29 protein-coding genes are annotated in these 14,663 nt (G+C 69.5%); 28 read left to right on the top strand and 1 reads right to left on the bottom strand.

From position 1 onward, the window contains the following. Positions 1-200: 200 nt before the first annotated feature. Positions 201-626, bottom strand: coding sequence for a hypothetical protein (locus tag IF00_RS0119450; RefSeq protein WP_030319693.1), 426 nt, complete (start codon positions 624-626; stop codon positions 201-203). Positions 627-804: 178 nt separating this feature from the next. Here IF00_RS0119450 and IF00_RS0119445 point away from each other — a divergent pair, with 178 nt between their 5' ends. From IF00_RS0119445 to IF00_RS45090, 28 genes are all read left to right on the top strand, one after another. Next, positions 805-1,050: a helix-turn-helix domain-containing protein gene (locus IF00_RS0119445; RefSeq protein ID WP_030319692.1), complete on the top strand. Its 246-nt coding sequence runs from the start codon at positions 805-807 to the stop codon at positions 1,048-1,050. Between the two features lies 1 nt (position 1,051). Further along, positions 1,052-1,348: a helix-turn-helix domain-containing protein gene (locus tag IF00_RS0119440; RefSeq protein ID WP_030319690.1), complete on the top strand. Its 297-nt coding sequence runs from the start codon at positions 1,052-1,054 to the stop codon at positions 1,346-1,348. Positions 1,349-1,447: 99 nt separating this feature from the next. Then, complete coding sequence (locus tag IF00_RS0119435) at positions 1,448-1,651, top strand: hypothetical protein (protein ID WP_030319688.1); 204 nt, start codon at positions 1,448-1,450, stop codon at positions 1,649-1,651. Next, entirely contained in the window at positions 1,651-1,899 is a 249-nt protein-coding gene (locus IF00_RS0119430; protein ID WP_030319687.1) for a hypothetical protein, read from the top strand. The genes IF00_RS0119435 and IF00_RS0119430 overlap by 1 nt, the downstream gene beginning before the upstream one ends. Continuing rightward, on the top strand, positions 1,896-2,252 hold the full coding sequence (locus tag IF00_RS0119425; RefSeq protein WP_030319685.1) for a hypothetical protein: 357 nt from the start codon (positions 1,896-1,898) through the stop codon (positions 2,250-2,252). Before IF00_RS0119430 ends, IF00_RS0119425 begins: the two co-directional genes overlap by 4 nt. Continuing rightward, positions 2,249-2,461, top strand: a complete 213-nt coding sequence (locus tag IF00_RS0119420; protein ID WP_030319683.1) for a hypothetical protein — start codon at positions 2,249-2,251, stop codon at positions 2,459-2,461. Before IF00_RS0119425 ends, IF00_RS0119420 begins: the two co-directional genes overlap by 4 nt. Continuing rightward, entirely contained in the window at positions 2,458-2,991 is a 534-nt protein-coding gene (locus IF00_RS48065; RefSeq protein WP_158710499.1) for an NUMOD4 motif-containing HNH endonuclease, read from the top strand. The genes IF00_RS0119420 and IF00_RS48065 overlap by 4 nt, the downstream gene beginning before the upstream one ends. After that, on the top strand, positions 2,988-3,164 hold the full coding sequence (locus IF00_RS45715; protein ID WP_158710498.1) for a hypothetical protein: 177 nt from the start codon (positions 2,988-2,990) through the stop codon (positions 3,162-3,164). Before IF00_RS48065 ends, IF00_RS45715 begins: the two co-directional genes overlap by 4 nt. Before the next feature lie 85 nt (positions 3,165-3,249). Then, positions 3,250-3,429 carry a hypothetical protein gene (locus IF00_RS41420; protein ID WP_037638550.1) on the top strand — a complete coding sequence of 60 codons (180 nt, stop codon included), beginning with the start codon at positions 3,250-3,252 and terminating at the stop codon, positions 3,427-3,429. Positions 3,430-3,545: 116 nt separating this feature from the next. After that, positions 3,546-4,340, top strand: a complete 795-nt coding sequence (locus IF00_RS0119395) for a hypothetical protein (RefSeq protein ID WP_030319679.1) — start codon at positions 3,546-3,548, stop codon at positions 4,338-4,340. Between the two features lie 108 nt (positions 4,341-4,448). Next, on the top strand, positions 4,449-4,667 hold the full coding sequence (locus IF00_RS0119390; RefSeq protein WP_030319677.1) for a hypothetical protein: 219 nt from the start codon (positions 4,449-4,451) through the stop codon (positions 4,665-4,667). 97 nt (positions 4,668-4,764) lie between these two features. Continuing rightward, a complete protein-coding gene (locus IF00_RS0119380) occupies positions 4,765-4,983 on the top strand; it encodes a hypothetical protein (RefSeq protein ID WP_030319676.1) in 219 nt (72 codons plus the stop codon). Next, positions 4,980-5,819: a PD-(D/E)XK nuclease-like domain-containing protein gene (locus tag IF00_RS0119375; protein ID WP_030319674.1), complete on the top strand. Its 840-nt coding sequence runs from the start codon at positions 4,980-4,982 to the stop codon at positions 5,817-5,819. The genes IF00_RS0119380 and IF00_RS0119375 overlap by 4 nt, the downstream gene beginning before the upstream one ends. After that, positions 5,816-6,592 carry an ATP-binding protein gene (locus tag IF00_RS0119370; RefSeq protein ID WP_051820444.1) on the top strand — a complete coding sequence of 259 codons (777 nt, stop codon included), beginning with the start codon at positions 5,816-5,818 and terminating at the stop codon, positions 6,590-6,592. The genes IF00_RS0119375 and IF00_RS0119370 overlap by 4 nt, the downstream gene beginning before the upstream one ends. Before the next feature lie 27 nt (positions 6,593-6,619). Next, positions 6,620-6,994 carry a hypothetical protein gene (locus tag IF00_RS0119365; protein WP_030319671.1) on the top strand — a complete coding sequence of 125 codons (375 nt, stop codon included), beginning with the start codon at positions 6,620-6,622 and terminating at the stop codon, positions 6,992-6,994. Further along, positions 6,991-7,158, top strand: a complete 168-nt coding sequence (locus tag IF00_RS45710; RefSeq protein ID WP_158710497.1) for a hypothetical protein — start codon at positions 6,991-6,993, stop codon at positions 7,156-7,158. Before IF00_RS0119365 ends, IF00_RS45710 begins: the two co-directional genes overlap by 4 nt. Beyond that, positions 7,155-7,559 (top strand): helix-turn-helix domain-containing protein, encoded by a 405-nt coding sequence (locus IF00_RS0119355; protein WP_030319669.1) that lies wholly within the window; start codon positions 7,155-7,157, stop codon positions 7,557-7,559. Before IF00_RS45710 ends, IF00_RS0119355 begins: the two co-directional genes overlap by 4 nt. Continuing rightward, positions 7,556-7,729: a hypothetical protein gene (locus tag IF00_RS45705; RefSeq protein ID WP_158710496.1), complete on the top strand. Its 174-nt coding sequence runs from the start codon at positions 7,556-7,558 to the stop codon at positions 7,727-7,729. The genes IF00_RS0119355 and IF00_RS45705 overlap by 4 nt, the downstream gene beginning before the upstream one ends. Before the next feature lie 33 nt (positions 7,730-7,762). Next, positions 7,763-8,743, top strand: coding sequence for a hypothetical protein (locus IF00_RS45700; RefSeq protein ID WP_158710495.1), 981 nt, complete (start codon positions 7,763-7,765; stop codon positions 8,741-8,743). Further along, complete coding sequence (locus IF00_RS0119340) at positions 8,740-10,113, top strand: replicative DNA helicase (RefSeq protein ID WP_030319666.1); 1,374 nt, start codon at positions 8,740-8,742, stop codon at positions 10,111-10,113. The genes IF00_RS45700 and IF00_RS0119340 overlap by 4 nt, the downstream gene beginning before the upstream one ends. A 5-nt stretch (positions 10,114-10,118) precedes the next feature. After that, entirely contained in the window at positions 10,119-10,829 is a 711-nt protein-coding gene (locus IF00_RS41415; RefSeq protein WP_037638547.1) for a PDDEXK family nuclease, read from the top strand. An 11-nt stretch (positions 10,830-10,840) separates the two neighbouring features. Then, positions 10,841-11,101: a hypothetical protein gene (locus IF00_RS42745; RefSeq protein ID WP_051820442.1), complete on the top strand. Its 261-nt coding sequence runs from the start codon at positions 10,841-10,843 to the stop codon at positions 11,099-11,101. 32 nt (positions 11,102-11,133) lie between these two features. Continuing rightward, positions 11,134-12,081: a DNA cytosine methyltransferase gene (locus IF00_RS0119330; protein ID WP_051820440.1), complete on the top strand. Its 948-nt coding sequence runs from the start codon at positions 11,134-11,136 to the stop codon at positions 12,079-12,081. 35 nt (positions 12,082-12,116) lie between these two features. Then, positions 12,117-12,545, top strand: a complete 429-nt coding sequence (locus tag IF00_RS0119325) for a hypothetical protein (protein WP_030319662.1) — start codon at positions 12,117-12,119, stop codon at positions 12,543-12,545. A gap of 77 nt (positions 12,546-12,622) precedes the next feature. Next, a complete protein-coding gene (locus IF00_RS0119320; protein ID WP_030319660.1) occupies positions 12,623-12,865 on the top strand; it encodes a DUF6354 family protein in 243 nt (80 codons plus the stop codon). A 59-nt stretch (positions 12,866-12,924) separates the two neighbouring features. Continuing rightward, the gene (locus IF00_RS0119315; protein WP_030319658.1) at positions 12,925-13,677 is read left to right on the top strand and encodes a hypothetical protein; all 753 of its coding nucleotides are present in this window, start codon (positions 12,925-12,927) and stop codon (positions 13,675-13,677) included. Beyond that, positions 13,674-13,919, top strand: coding sequence for a hypothetical protein (locus tag IF00_RS0119310; protein WP_030319657.1), 246 nt, complete (start codon positions 13,674-13,676; stop codon positions 13,917-13,919). Before IF00_RS0119315 ends, IF00_RS0119310 begins: the two co-directional genes overlap by 4 nt. Beyond that, a complete protein-coding gene (locus IF00_RS45090) occupies positions 13,916-14,497 on the top strand; it encodes a hypothetical protein (protein WP_030319655.1) in 582 nt (193 codons plus the stop codon). The genes IF00_RS0119310 and IF00_RS45090 overlap by 4 nt, the downstream gene beginning before the upstream one ends. Positions 14,498-14,663: the final 166 nt, after the last annotated feature.

Here is a 14,663-nt window from a genome sequence, read left to right as displayed (position 1 = left end):
GGAACGTGGGCCCGTAGTCGACTATGAGAACGCCGGTTTGCAGCATGGCTCCCCCTGTCGGGATGGTGCGGGAGCCTCCGAGGGTGTGCCTTGACTCTGCCACGTTCTGTGCAAGATGGAACCACCTGAGTCACAAACGGCCAGGCGTTTTTATCACTATCTGCAGGAGCCAAAAAGGTTGTACGACTTTCGGAGTAGTTTCAGCCGCCGAGCAGCCCCTGATCGCGCAGTTCACGGACCACCCGGTCGCTCAGCTCGCGGATCTCATCTGCCGTCAGACCCTTAGTCGTGGCGACCGCTACCAGCCGGATGACATCCCTGGCTTCGGCGTCGATCATCTCGGGAGGGATGTCTGAAACCACGACATCGGGGTTGCCCTCCATGGGCTCGACGGACACCGGCCCGCGGCCTTCCAGGATGGCGGCGCAGCTCCCAGGCGCCCAATGGAGCAAGCCGTCGATCTTCACGTAGTTGGTGACGCGGATTGGCATGCCCTTTTCGACACGCTGCCAGGTGCCTTTGGATGTGCCGCCGGCCTGGGCGTTCTTGTCGTTGAGCGCTAGCCCGAGCTGGAGGCGGCGCTTGCGCGCCGTCTCGGCGAGGCGGTCAAGGTCACTGGGTGCCATGGGGTCATCTTCGCAGGACTCGCCGGGACCAGCTAGGACTAGCTAGGGAAACGGCCGGAATTTTAACCCAGCGTTGCCCCAGGTCAGCGGGTATCTACCGTTCAGTAGTGTCCAGCCCTGGGTACTTCATGGGCAGGTATGGGTAGACGACGTGGGCATCTGTGGGTAACTTCTAGGCATGCATCAACCCCCAACCACCTTCGAGGTGGACGGGGCGGCCATATGCACCAAGCGCATGCAAGCGGGGCTAGAGGTCCAACAGCTCGCCGAGCAAGTGGGCATCACCGCGAACTACCTGCGAAAGCTCGAACGAGGCACTCGCAGCCGCATGGGCCCGAGCAAGTACAGCCGTCTCCGTGCCGCTCTCCAGGCGACCGACGAAGACCTCCTCGCCCCCACAGAGGACCCCACAGAAAGGAAATGAAGTGGCCAGCAAGGCTTACACCCTGCCCAGTGAGCCCAAGGACCTGAACGCCCCGTACTTCAGCCTCCAGGAGGTGGCGTTCCTCCTCAAGGTCAGCGTGAAGACGGTCCGGCGACGGATCAACGAGGACGGCTACCCCCACAGCCGCTCCAACGGCGACTCCGGCACGATCCGGGTCAGCCGCGAGGACCTCGACTACTACTACCAGGCCGGCCGGGTCCACCCCACGCCGATCCGGCGCCCTCGCCGCGCCAAGCGCCAGCCGGCATCGAAGCCGCAGGCCGCCCTCGCCGCCTAGCCGGCTATGCGGGCCGACGCCGGGCTCCTACACCCGACGACCGGCCCTCCGAGATCCACCCCTCTACACGCAATCACCTGCGAGAGAGATGAGGACCCCGTGTCCAACAACGTTACCGTCGCCCCCGCCCGCCGCGAGTACGGCGTCGCCATCCCCTTCGACGACGTCGACGGCCCGAACGCCCTGATCGTCCGTACCGGAGCGAGCCGGAAGGCCATCGCGAAGGCCGCGGCCGCCGAGGACCCGAGCGCCGTCGTGTACGAGCGCCGCCTCGGCTCCACCGTCTGGACGGAGGCCGCCTGATGATCACCCTCCCCTCCACCCAGGTTCCCGTGCCCGACGCGGTGGCCCTGCTGATCGGCCAGCAGATCCCGAAGCACGTGCTGGACGCCGAGATCGAGGCCGTGACCCTCGCCTACCGCATCAGTCTCTGCCGGAAGCCGGAGACCGTCCAGGCCCGCGAGTACAACCTCGGTCAGCTGGCCCGGGCGAACAAGACGCTCGCCGCCTACAACCCGAAGCTCGTCGTCACCCCCGGGAGCGCGGCATGAGCGCCCGGGAAGACCTCCGCGACTGCTTCCTGAGCGACAGCCGGGACCGGTTCGAGACCGTCGCCGACGCCTATCGCGCCGAGATCCTGCGCGAGGTCGCCGACGAGATCGAAGCCATCGACTTCCACCCGAACGCCGCCGGAAGCTTCCTGGGAGTCTGCCGTCAGCTGGCGAGCAGGTTCCGCCGCAAGGCCAACGAAGGCAGCACCCCGTCGGACGGCGCGTGGAAGCCGTGGGGCGGCCACGACCGGTACTGCGCCTACGTCGCCGGCGTCGGCAAGTGCAACTGCGCCGAGACCCCCGTGGACGCGCCCCTCCCCTCCGTCCCGCAGCAGAGGGGTGAGGCGTCATGACCCCCAACCCGATCGAGCAGCTGGACGTGCCGCTCGCTGACGTGGAGCTGCAGATCGCCGTGCTCCGCGCCTCCCAGACTCGCCACGCCGCCCTCGGCAACGAGGACGAGGTCGTCGCGGACGGAGACGCCATCTACATGCTCCGCCACCCCGAACTCTGCTCGAGCGATGCCGACTACCCAGGTTGGGTTCCCGGAGGAATCAAGTGAGCCACCCGAATGAAGGCACCCCCGTCATACCGATCTGGCTGGCGGTCCCCGGGTACGAGAACAGCTACGAGGTGAGTAGCCAAGGCCAAGTCCGATCACGACCTCGGCCGACGACCAGGGGCGGCATTCTCAAGGCCAAGGTTGGCAGGGTGGGCTACCCCAGGGTCTCGCTCTGCGCCAATGGAGTACAGCGGACCTGGCTCGTACACCAGGTTGTCGCAGTCGCCTTCCTTGGCCCGCGTCCGGCCGGCCAGGAAGTGCGGCATCTGGACGGCGACCCGCTCAACAACGCGGTCTCGAATCTGGCGTATGGCACACGCTCGGAGAACGCCCAAGACAAGCAGCGCCACGGCACGGATCACAACGCCAGAAAGACGCACTGCCCCCAGGGGCACCCCTACGACGAGGAGAACACCTCCCGATACAGCGGGCGTCGAGCCTGTCGAGCTTGCGTTCGCGCGTACCACCGCCGCCTGGCCCGCAGCAAGCGGGATGCACAGAGCACCGCCGCCAAGCAGGCCGCCTCATGACCCCGCAGACGGCGATCGTGTCCGCACTCCTCTGTGACCCGGCCGCGAAGCCCACCCGCCCCCTCGCCCTCACCGCCCCCGACCCGGACTTCACGGCGTCGATCCGCGACGGGCACACCGAATCCCTCGACGACTGGACCCGACGAGTCCTCGGACAGGAGGCCGGCCAGTGACCCGCGCCTGGTGCCAGCTCGCCGGCGTCACCGCCGCATCCGTCGCCCTGCTGGCCCTCGGCCGCCACCTCAACCGGAGTCCCCGATGACCTACGAGCCGCCCGCCCAGGCCGTCGAGAACGGCCACTCGCTCGACTGGGACCCGCCCGCCGCAATCACGGCCGTGGACCGCTGGACATGCCGCGAGTGCTCCGCAACGGCCCTCCGCTACCGCCTCGTCGAGTACGGCGATGCCACCGAAGTCCGCTGCCCGCAGGCCGCCTGATCGCGCCGGGCCCAGCAGTGACCCGACCTGCCGGCCCGGCGGCACAACCCCCAGCAGGACGCCCCGTCGAGGCGAATTCGACGGGGCGCACCCCAAGCATCCCAGAAGGAGCAGCAGTGACCCAGATCAGCTTCCCCCTCAAGGACGCAGTCGAGGCCCTCGACCGGTTCCTCAATGACGGCGACCGCGAGCACAACGGGCGCCGCATGAGCCGCACCATCCTCGACGCCAAGGGCGACAACACCCTCGCCGTCATCCTCGACCCCGCCGAGCACCGCGAACTCCTCGACGCCTACCACGCCTTCCAGGCCTCGCAGACACCCAAGGACGACGCCGACCTCCCCGCCGGCTACCGGCCCTACCTGCACTCCCCGAACGCCACCACCGACCGGCTGCTGCCCACCGAGCCACTCCAGGCCCCGCTCTCCTACGCCATGTTCCGCAAGCCGTTCGACGAGCTCACCCAGGCCGAGCAGGACCAGGTCACCTTCGCGGCCATCGGCTGCCTCATCCGCACCACCCTCGACGCCGACTCCCAGGGCGCCGTCCCCATCCTCATGATGAGCCACGCCCAGGACGACCCCGAGCCCCGTCAGCACTGGCAGCTCGCCTACAAGACCGATGTCGACGGCCTCTTCCTCCGGGCCACCGACAACGGCTTCTTCGGAGCCGAGTGGGCCATCGTCACTGGAAGCGGCTGGAGGCTCTTCTCCGGCTGGTGGTCGCGCGACGACGCCGCCCGCGCAGCCGACGCCATCGCCCGAGTCCTTCCCTACATCGACTGGATGACGGCTACCTCGGACTCGTTCAACGAAGCCTCCCGCGAGGCCCTCGGCAAGGTGCTCCGCCGGTACCACGTGACCGGCCTTCGCGAGGACCAGCCCGAGCCCGCGCCGGTCGCCGCCGCCTGACCCACCCCCAGACCGGCGCGTCGAGCCTCCCCCGGCTCCGCGCCAGCCAGGGCCCGCCCCCCCCGAAACGGGGCGGGCCCTGGTTCCTCACACCCTCAGGAGCCCCAGATGCAGAACATGAGCCGCCAGGAGCTGCTCGACCTGCTCGACGACATCCGCCAGCGCGTCGCCGAGGGGGACAGTTTCGAAGGCCACATCCGCTACCTCATCGCTGACCGGACCTCCCAGCACCCGTTCGACGTCACCGCGCTCTACCGCATCGGCAACCGCGGTGGACAGGGCGGCACCCGACTCATCGGCGCCGAGCAGCTGGACGGTGCCGCGTGATCACCTGTGCCCGCTGCACCGACACCTGCGGCCCGTTCATTCGCCAGCCCGAAGGCCCCGTCTGCGAAGACTGCCTCGACGCCCAGGACGGTGCCCAGTGACCGACGCCGTGACCCCGCTGCACGACATCGCGCACTACGCCCTCGAGACGGCCCCGACGTTCGACGTCGCTCTCCAGGAAGCCCGCGCTTCCCTCACAGAGCACGCCACCGCAGACATCCACGACCACCACGAGACGATCGCGGCCGCCGTCGCGCTCTACATCCGCCTGCACCACTTGGTCGCCGCACTCGACGCTCAGGCAGACACCCAGTGACCGCCGCCGGGGGCGAGGTCGAGCCCGGCCTGTACGACATCCCCGCCGAGCTGTACCACTCCGACCCCATCCCCGGCGGCAGCCTCTCCTCCACCGGCATCCGGCGCCTCACCGACTGCCCCGCCCGCTTCAAGCACTTCCTCGACCACCCCGAGCCCTACAAGCCCGCCTACGAGTTCGGTACCGCCGCCCACACCGTCATCCTCGGCGACGGGCCCGAGCTGATCGTCGTCGACGCCGACCGCTGGGACACCAAGGAGATCAAGGCCCAGGTCGCCGAGATCCGCGCCGCCGGCAACGTGCCCCTCAAGCGCGAGGCCAAGCAGCGCATCGACGACATGGCCGAAGTCCTCGCCTCCTACCCCGAAGCGTCAGAACTCTTCACCCCCGGTAGCGGCATCGCCGAGCAGTCCGCGTTCTGGCCCGACAAGCACGGCACCTGGCTCCGGACCCGCTTCGACTGGCTCCGCGACACCGAGATCGTCGACTACAAGTCCGCCCGTTCCGTCCACCCCGACGCCATCCAGAAGGCCATCTACCAGCACGGCTACTTCCAGCAAGACCCGCACTACCGGCGCGTGGCCATCGAACTCGGCCTCATCCCGCCGCACGGCGCCTTCAAGTTCGTGATGCAGGAGAAGGACCCGCCGTACCTAGTGCAGGTCGTCGAGATCGACTTCCCGGCCCGTGTCATCGGCGACGAGATGAACCGCGAAGCCATCGACATCTACCGCAACTGCCAGGCCACAGGCGAGTGGCCGGGCTACAGCCTCACCACCCTGCACGTCTCGCTCCCGCCCTGGTTCGAGCGCAAGTACATCGAGGAGAACTCGTGAGCCAGCTGCCCCCGCCCGTCCGCCGAGCACAGCCCCGGCAGGAGACTCCCGACACCAGCGCCGAACTCGACTTCCGGCCCGCCACCAAGGACGGCCGCAAGGTACGGATCTCCATCCAGGGAGTGTCCGGATGCGGCAAGACCAAGACCGGGCTGTCCGTCGCCCACGGACTCGCCGAAGGCGAACGGTTCGGCGTCATCGACACCGAGCACGGGGCCTCCTCCCTGTACGTCGGCGAGAACGGCATCCACTTCGACACCCTCTGCATGGACCGCTACGACCCCCGGGACCTCATCAAGGCGCTGGAGACGGCAGCGAAGGTCGGCTACCCGGTCATCAAGGTCGACTCCCTCAGCCACTTCTGGAAGGGCGCCGACGGCACCCTCGACCAGGTCGAGAAGGCGGCCACCCGGTACGGCGGCAACAGCTTCGCCGGCTGGAAGGACGGCACGCCGCTCCAGAACGACATGGTGCAGGCGCTGCTCACCTACCCCGGGCACGTCGTCGCCACCATGCGGTCCCAGACCGAGTGGGTCCTCCAGGAGAACGCCCGCGGCCGGCGCGAGCCCGTGATGGTCGGCATGCGCGCCGAGCAGCGCAAGGGCATCGAGTACGAGTTCGACATCGCCGCCGAGATGGACATCACCAACCGGCTCCGCTTCCTCAAGTCCCGATGCCCGGCCCTGCACCAGCAGATCCTCGAACGCCCCGACGGCGCCCGCGACATCGCCAAGCCCGTCCTCGACTGGCTCCGCAGCAACCCCGCCCAGTAGCCCAGCCCCGACCGGAAGGACACCGCTATGACCCGCCGCCTCTCCCCGGCCGAACGTCTCGCCTCCGCCGAGAAGGACCTGCTGCTCGAGGACATCGCCGACCAGTCGAGCTGGGACCGGTTCCTCGTCGAGCAGGCCGTCTTCCACTACGGCACCCGCCACGACGATTTCTCCGCCAACGACCTCCGCGACGTGCTGCCCGAGCTGTCCCACGGCTTCCTCGGCGCCGCCATCAACAGCCTGCGGACCGCCGGGATCATCGAGCACACCGGCCGGGTCGTGCCCTCCACCCTCGGCTCCACCCACGGACACCGGATCTCCGTCTGGCGACTGAGTGTCAAGGGCCGGGTCATAGCCGAAAAGCGCCGCGCCGGAGCCCAGCAGGCGAGGCGGGCGGCATGAGGTTCTTCGGCCGCCGAGCCAGCTACCGCGCCAACCGCTTCAGGGCCGAGATCGACATCCTCACCGACCTCAGACGGTGGCGCCGCACCGACAGCACCCGCATCTGCCAGGCCCTCTACGACCTCCCCGCACGACAGCCCGACTGGAAGGAGACAGGACAGTGAGGCACTACGGAGCAATCGGCGCCACCCACCTCCGGCCCATCCGGGGCGGCTACATCCAAGCCCCCGGCACCGAGACCACCACCCACGACATCGACTGGGTTGCCGTCGAGCGCGCCATCAACAGCCCTGACTGCCGCATCGAGCTGAACCTCGCGGAGAGGCGAGCGGCGTCCCTGCTCATGCTCCACGCCGGCTACTCGCCGCGAGAGATCTCCACGCGCCTCTGCATCTTCCAGCGCCAGATCGAGCGATGGAGGCACGACGGCAAGCCTCTCGTGATCGAGCCGGTCGAGCGCACCTGCAGCGTCGCTGGCTGCGATGAGAAGCACCGAGCCCACGGCCTGTGCTGCCGCCACTACGACGAGACGCGCCGATCGGCCAGCAAGCAGGTGGCCGCATGAGCACCGGCGAGCCCCGCCGGCTGGAGATCGTGCCGCCGCCACACCCGAAGACGACACCCGGGTTCTGCGAGACCGGACAGCCCATGTGCCAGCAGCCCGCCCGACTGTACGCCGCGGGGTGGCGGTGCCGGGACCACCAGCCCAGCACGCCCCAGTACGACGCCGCTTAGACCGCCGATCACCTCAGCCGGAAAGAGAGACCAGTGAGCAAAGAGGCCATGGAATGGGTGGTGGAAGCGGCGCCCGACGTGTCGACTCACTGGCTTCCCGTCCTCATGGGGCTGGCGCGGCACGCAGACGAACTTGGCCGCGGCGCCCACCCGTCCCAGGAACTGCTCGCCGAGTACGCGCGGAAGAGCGATCGGGCCGTCCGGAACGACCTTTCGAGCATGAACAAGGCCGGCCTGATCCGTCCCGGCGACCCGCAGATCGTCGACTACATCCCGTCCGATCGACGTCCTCTTGTATGGGATCTCGCACTCGAGCGACGGCGGGTCCTGACGGCCACCGACTGGAAGCCCACTTCCGGCCGGTCCGGGCGGAAGCCCACTTCCACCCGGTCAACCCTCGGTAACACCCCCGAGAACGACCAAAACCCCAGGTCAGAGAAGAACGACCGGAAGTCCACTTCCACCCGGACCGACCGGAAGCCCACTTCCACCCGTAACGACGAGTTCCGGATAGACAAAACCGCAGGTCAGGAAGGAACGGGTGGAAGCCCACTTCCACCAAAGCTTTCTAACTACGTAAGCAAGCAGCAGCAGGCGACACGAATCCCGGACTGGGCACAGCCTCTCCTCGATGCCCTCCACATGAAGGGCATCACCGTCGGCTGGGGCCGGCTCAGCACCCTCCAGTGGATCGCCGTACAGCAACTGATCAAGAGCCACGGCACCCCGTACCTGGTCCACATCGCAGCCTCCCGCTGGAACCCGAAGAACCCGATCCGCTTCGGAACCCTGCTCCTCGACATCTGGCACGAGTACCCGGCACCTCCCCCCGGATCGCCCTGGCACCCCGGCACCCCTGCCAGAAAGCAGCCCTCCAGCAGCAAGCCGCCCCACTGCGGACACCCCGACTGCGACCCCGTCTCCCGCACCCGGGAGATCGAACACGACAACGGCCTCAGAACCCTTCAGCACTGCCCCGACTGCCACCCCGCCAGCAAAGGACAAGCCGCATGACCGAGCCCGCCTGGGAGCCCGACCTCCTCGAGGAGGAGGCCCCCATCCAGGACGCGCCCCCGCACAACGCCGACGCCGAGAAGGCCATCCTCGGTGCCATGCTCCTCGACCGGAGCATGATCGAACCCGTCGCCGCGGCCCTCGCCGGGCCTGCCGACTTCTGGGTCCTCCGCCACCAGACCATCTACCGCACCATCACCGACCTGTACTCCGCCAGCCGCGACCCCAAGATCGACCCCATCACCGTCGCCGCCGCTCTCCTCGCCAACGGCGAACTCGCCAAAGTCGGCGGCGCCCCCTTCATCCACCAGCTCGCCCACACCGTCCCCTCCGCCTCCAGCGCCACCTACTACGCCGACATCGTCCGCGAACACGCCCAGCTCCGCGCCGTCCTCGAAGCCACCCGCCGCGCCACCCAACGCGCCCTCACCGCCGCCTCATCCGCCGCCGAGATCCTCGACGCCGCCATGGCCGACCTCCAGGCCGCCGCAGCCGGCACCGCATCCGCCGACGTCAAGCTGTCCGTCGGCGAACGCTGGCTCGGCTTCATGCTCGAACTCGAAGCCGGCGCCGACCCCCGAGCACTCGACACCCCATGGATGGACCTCAACGAGGTCATCGAGCTCAAGCCCGGCCAGCTCGTCACCGTCGGCGCCGCGACCGGAGGCGGCAAATCCCTGTTCGGCATGAACCTCGCCGCACACGTCGCCCTCACCCGCGGCAAGCCCGCCCTCGTCGCCTCCATGGAAATGGGCGGCAGCGAACTCATGGCCCGCCTCACCGCAGCAGAAGCCGGCGTCAGCCTCGACCACCTCATCCGCCGCCGGATCTCCGACGACGACTGGGCCAAGATCTTCAAAGCCGGGCCGCGACTCCAGCACGCCGAGAACTTCATCCTCGACGACTCACCGAACCTCACCCTCGGCAAGATCCGGGCCCGCATGCGATGGATGGCCTCCCGCGGCACCGCACCCGCCATCGTCGTCGCCGACTACCTCCAGCTCATGACCCCCGAGAAGGCCAAGCCCAACGCCAACCGGGCCAACGAAGTCGCAGACCTTTCCCGCGGACTGAAGCTCCTCGCCATGGAGTTCGAGATCCCCGTCGTCGCCCTCGCCCAGTTCAACCGCGGCGCCGCCGGTCGCCAGCCCGTCGTCACCGACTTCAAGGACTCCTCAGCCATCGAGCAGGACTCCAACGTGATCCTCCTGATGCACAAGCCGACCAACGACGACGGCACCCCCGACGACGAACGAGCCGGCGAGATCGACGTCATCGTCGCGAAGAACCGCAACGGCGCCACTGGCCGCATCGTCCCGCTGATCTTCCAAGGCCACTACGCCCGGCTCCGCTCCATGGGCCCGAGGTGACCGGCATGCTCCAGGACGACATCGACTCCCGCTGCCTCGTCGAGTCGATCACCGACGACATCGAGACCGCGCGGCTCCGCCAGCAGCACCAGGCGACCAGCGGCCTTGCCGTCGAAGCCCTCCCGACCGTCTACCGCGGCACCGTATTCCGCTCCGCACTCGAAGCGTCCTGGGCCGCCACCCTCGACAGTCTCGGCCTCGCCTGGGAGTACGAGCCCACCACCGTCACCCTCCCGTCTGGCGTCCGCTACATCCCCGACTTCCACCTGCCGCAGATAGGCGTCTGGCTGGAGGTCAAGGGAAACGGCGTCCCGCGCGTCGAGAAGGCCATCGAGTACGGACAGTCCCTCGCCTGCGACTGCCCCAAGTTCGCCTGCACGTGCCGCTGGATCGGCGGCGAACTCGTCCTCATCGGCCACCCGCCACGCTCCTGGATGCCCGACTACGACGAAGACGACCACCGCTCGAACTGGGCGAAGGCAATCACGGCGCGGAACCACGGCGGCCACCCTCGCTGGACCTCAACACGTGGCCGCGCCGCATGGCTTGCCTACTGCGCCGACTGCCACCACGCCACCTGGTTCGACTCTCCGCACTGCCGCGCCTGCAAGCGCCGGCTCATCGGCGCCGAAGGGCTCGAGTCCGGCAATCAGCAGATCCGCTTTCACCGCATCACCGGCATTGCCGCACCCGACAACGACACCCCCGCCCCCTGAAGGGAAGCAACGTGACCACGACTCCCCGCCGCAAGCGCCCCGCCCTCAAGGTCCGCGTCGTTCACCGCGCCGACGGATGGCCGCTGCCCGACTACTCCGGTCCCGCGGACTGCACCACCAACTCCCAGCGCGAGCAGGACGGCCGGTCCGCCTGCAACGACACCCCCGTCTGGAAGGTCGTCGAGGACCACGGCATGCACCTCACCATCGGCTTCTACTGCGACGCCGACCTGCCCGACGAGCACCGGCACCTCGCCCGCATCCCCGCCTGACCCGCCCCGCCACCACACACCCAGGAGACCTGATGCCCGACCTGTTCGCCGGCCCCGGCGGCATCGATGTAGCCGCCCGCCAACTCGGCATCCACCTCACCGGCATCGAGCGGGACGCCAACGCTGTGGCGACACGGCGCTCGGCCCTCCTCGACACCGTCCGTGGCGACGTCCGCGACTTCCGCCCCGTCGACTTCGACGAGGACGTCCTCGCCGGCGGGCCGCCCTGCCAGACGTTCAGCATCGGCGGCAACGGCAACGGCCGCGCCGTCCTCGACATCCTCCTCGCCGCGGTGAAGACGGCCGGGGCCCGCGGGTTCGTCACCACCCCCGCCGGGCTCGACGACCGGACCAGCCTCGTCCTCGAACCCCTCCGCTGGATCTTGGAGGCAGGCAACTCCCGCTACCCGTACCGGGCGATCGTCCTGGAGCAGGTCCCCGCGGTCCTCCCGATCTGGCAGGCCTACGCCGAGGTGCTGGAGGCGCGTGGCTACAGCGTCGCCTGCGGGGTTCTGTGCGCCGAGGAGTACGGCGTACCCCAGACCCGCAAGCGCGCAGCCCTGGTGGCCCGCCTGGACGGCCCCGTGGCCCTGCCCGCGCCGACACACCGCCCGTACCTGCGGAACACCCCGCAGTCCGCCGGTAACCCGTGGCTGTTGCCCTGGGTGTCGATGGCCGACGCCCTTCCGCACCGCGGCCCGTTCACCGTGATCTCCAACTATGGCACCGGCGGCGACCCCAAGGCGCGCGGCCGACGCAGCAGCAACGAGCCGGCGTTCACCGTCACCGGGAAGATCTCCCGCTTCCGGCTCATCGACCCCGACGGCAACGAACTTCGCCGCTTCACCCACGCCGAGGCCGGCCAGCTCCAAGGCTTCCCCGCCGACTACCCGTGGTCCGGCCGCGACATCAGCCAGCAAATCGGCAACGCCGCACCCGTCCAGCTCGCCACGGCACTCCTCCGCGCCGTCACCGCCTGACCCGTCCCGCCACCACACACCCAGAAGGACACGCCATGACCGAACAGGCCGCCCGCCCGTACACCGACGACGACCTCCGCGCCGAAGCCGCCCGCCAGCATGCCGCGCTCATCGAGGACCCCGACTTCGTGGGCGTCGGCGAGCAGATGGCCGACACCGAGATCGACAGCCTCCTCCCGCCCGCCGAAGCGGATGGCGCGCAGGGGCCGTGCTGGGACGACGCCCTCGACGAGGACCAGTTCGACGAGGCGCAGCGCGCAGTCCACGACCTGATCAACGGCGCGGCCGACGTGTCCGAATGGGCCGTGAACCTCGGCGCCGACGGCCTGGAGCCTAGCGACCAGCAGCTCCACATCGGCGACAGCCGGGTCCGCATCCACTTCGCGTTCGCCCCCGACATGAGTGAGGTCGACCGCCGCGACTTCGTGGCCCTCATCGCCAGTGCCGTCATCACCGGCACCTGAACACGCCGCAGGCCGCCCTGCATGTCGGAAGCAAGCAGGGCGACCCGACCCGACACTACCCACGACAGGAGCACCCCGTGACCAAGCCCGAGACCCCTCGTCCGTCCGTCGGCCAGATCTGGCAGGACAACGACCCTCGCAGCTACGGCCGGAAGGTCCGCATCGTCGAGATCACCGACACCCACGCCCTCGTCGAGCTGCACCAACCCCGCCACCCGGTCAGCAGCGCCAAGCCCGGCCGCCGAACCCGCATTCGCCTGGACCGCTTCCGCCCGACCAGCACCGGCTACCGCTACGTCGGCGACGCCCGCACCGCCTGACCCCAGCCGCTGCCGGGTCGTCCCCGTGGCGGCCCGGCCCCAACACCAGGAGCAGCAGCATGACCACCGCCCCCGACATCCGTCAGGTCCTCGTCCACCCCGTCGTCTGGCCGCACCTCGAACTCTGGCTCGCCAGCCGGGGCCTCGTTCTCGGCCGCGTGCCCGTCGAGGACGACCTGCCCACCTACGCCATGATCCCGGCCGAGCCCGGCGACGCCGAGAAGGTGCTCGTCGCCGGGATCCGGGACGCCGCCCGTCAGGCCAGCGGACAACAGCCGGACACGAGCGCCGCCGGACTGCCAGACCCGGCTGTCGTGGACGCGTTCATCCACGACATGGCCAGCCTGCCGGACCCGACCACCGCCGACGACCCCGTACAGCTCCGTTGGGGCCTCGGCGACGTCCTCCACAGCGACGACGACACCGTCATCGTCTGCATGTCCGGGCCGGACCGGGAGCCGTACTGGCTGGAGCTCGACGCCGAACGGGCCGCAGCGCTCCGCGACGACCTCGCCGACCCGCCCGCCCCCGCCGCCGGGTTGTCCGACACCCAGCCGACCGTCGACCGCGAGCAGCTTGCCCACGTCGGCTGGTGGTGCTGGCGCGGCAACGACCACGGCCACCTCGCCGACACCGCCTGCCGCAGCGACAACGTCCCCATCCACGTCCCCACCGAATGGGCCACCGAGATGCGGGCCGTCATCGAGCACCTCACCGACACCCACGAGCCCGGCCAGGACTGCACGTGGGTCACCCCCGAAGAGCAGGACGCCGAGACGGCCGCTGCCGCTGACGGGGAGACCAGCCGATGACCCGGCCCAGCCCCGCCGACGAACTCCGGACCGCCGCCGAGAAGCTGCGCGACTACACGGAAGACCTCCCCGGCTACCTCCAGGGCATGGCCGAACCCGTCGCCCAGCTTCTCGACCACCAGGCCCGCATCGCCCGCGAAGTTCAGGACTACCTCGGCGACGAGTTCCAGGACGGCGCCCTCGACCTGAACGTCCACAACGCCCTCGCGGTCGCCCGAGCCATCACCGGAGACACCCCATGACCCAGCCCGAGCCCGCCCAGACCCGGAACACGGCCTGCCTGCTGAACGCCTGCGCCCGCGACTGCACCACTGAATGCCGCGAGGCCATCAACCGCACCTGGACCGCCCTGCGCGGTGAGTTGCCGCCCGCCACGCTCCTCACCGCAGCCGAGCCGGTCCCGCCGTCCGACACCGAGGAACTGCGCAGCGGCCGACGTCTCGCCCAGCCCCAGCCAACGACGGACCCCCTCCGCAACCTCGTCGACCGCGCCGAACACCACGGCGGGTTGACCGCCGACGAAGCCGCACGGCTCCGCGACGGCATCCAGCAGCTGCACGCCGAACTCGACCGGCTGACCGCCCTCGCCGTCCGAGCCTCCGACCGCGCCATCGAGAACGGCCAGCGCGCCGACCGGGCCGAGGCCGCCCTCGACGCCGTCCGCGCCCTCCACGCCTCCGTCCAGTACGGCAAGTGGACTATCTGCGGCCACTGCTCCGGTTACGGCGGCGGCAGCTGCGACAACGGAGCTGAACCCCACCCCTGCGCCACCATCCGGGCTCTCGACGCCCACACCAACCCCACCGACCAGCCCACCTGACGCTCAGCAACCCCCGCCAAACCCCCGGGGCGCGCTACCCGCAGCGTGCCCCGCCCAGACCAGGAAGGACCGCCGTGATCGTCGAGCAGCCACCCCTCTGGCCCGACAACTGGGAACAGGAAGCCGACGCCAAAGCCGGCACCCACCGCACAACCCGCCGCTGGCG

The organism is Streptomyces flavochromogenes (assembly GCF_000717595.1).
Classification (GTDB): domain Bacteria; phylum Actinomycetota; class Actinomycetes; order Streptomycetales; family Streptomycetaceae; genus Streptomyces; species Streptomyces flavochromogenes.
The sequence above is the reverse complement of the archived record's forward strand: the minus strand, read 5'-3'. Positions and strand labels throughout refer to the sequence as shown.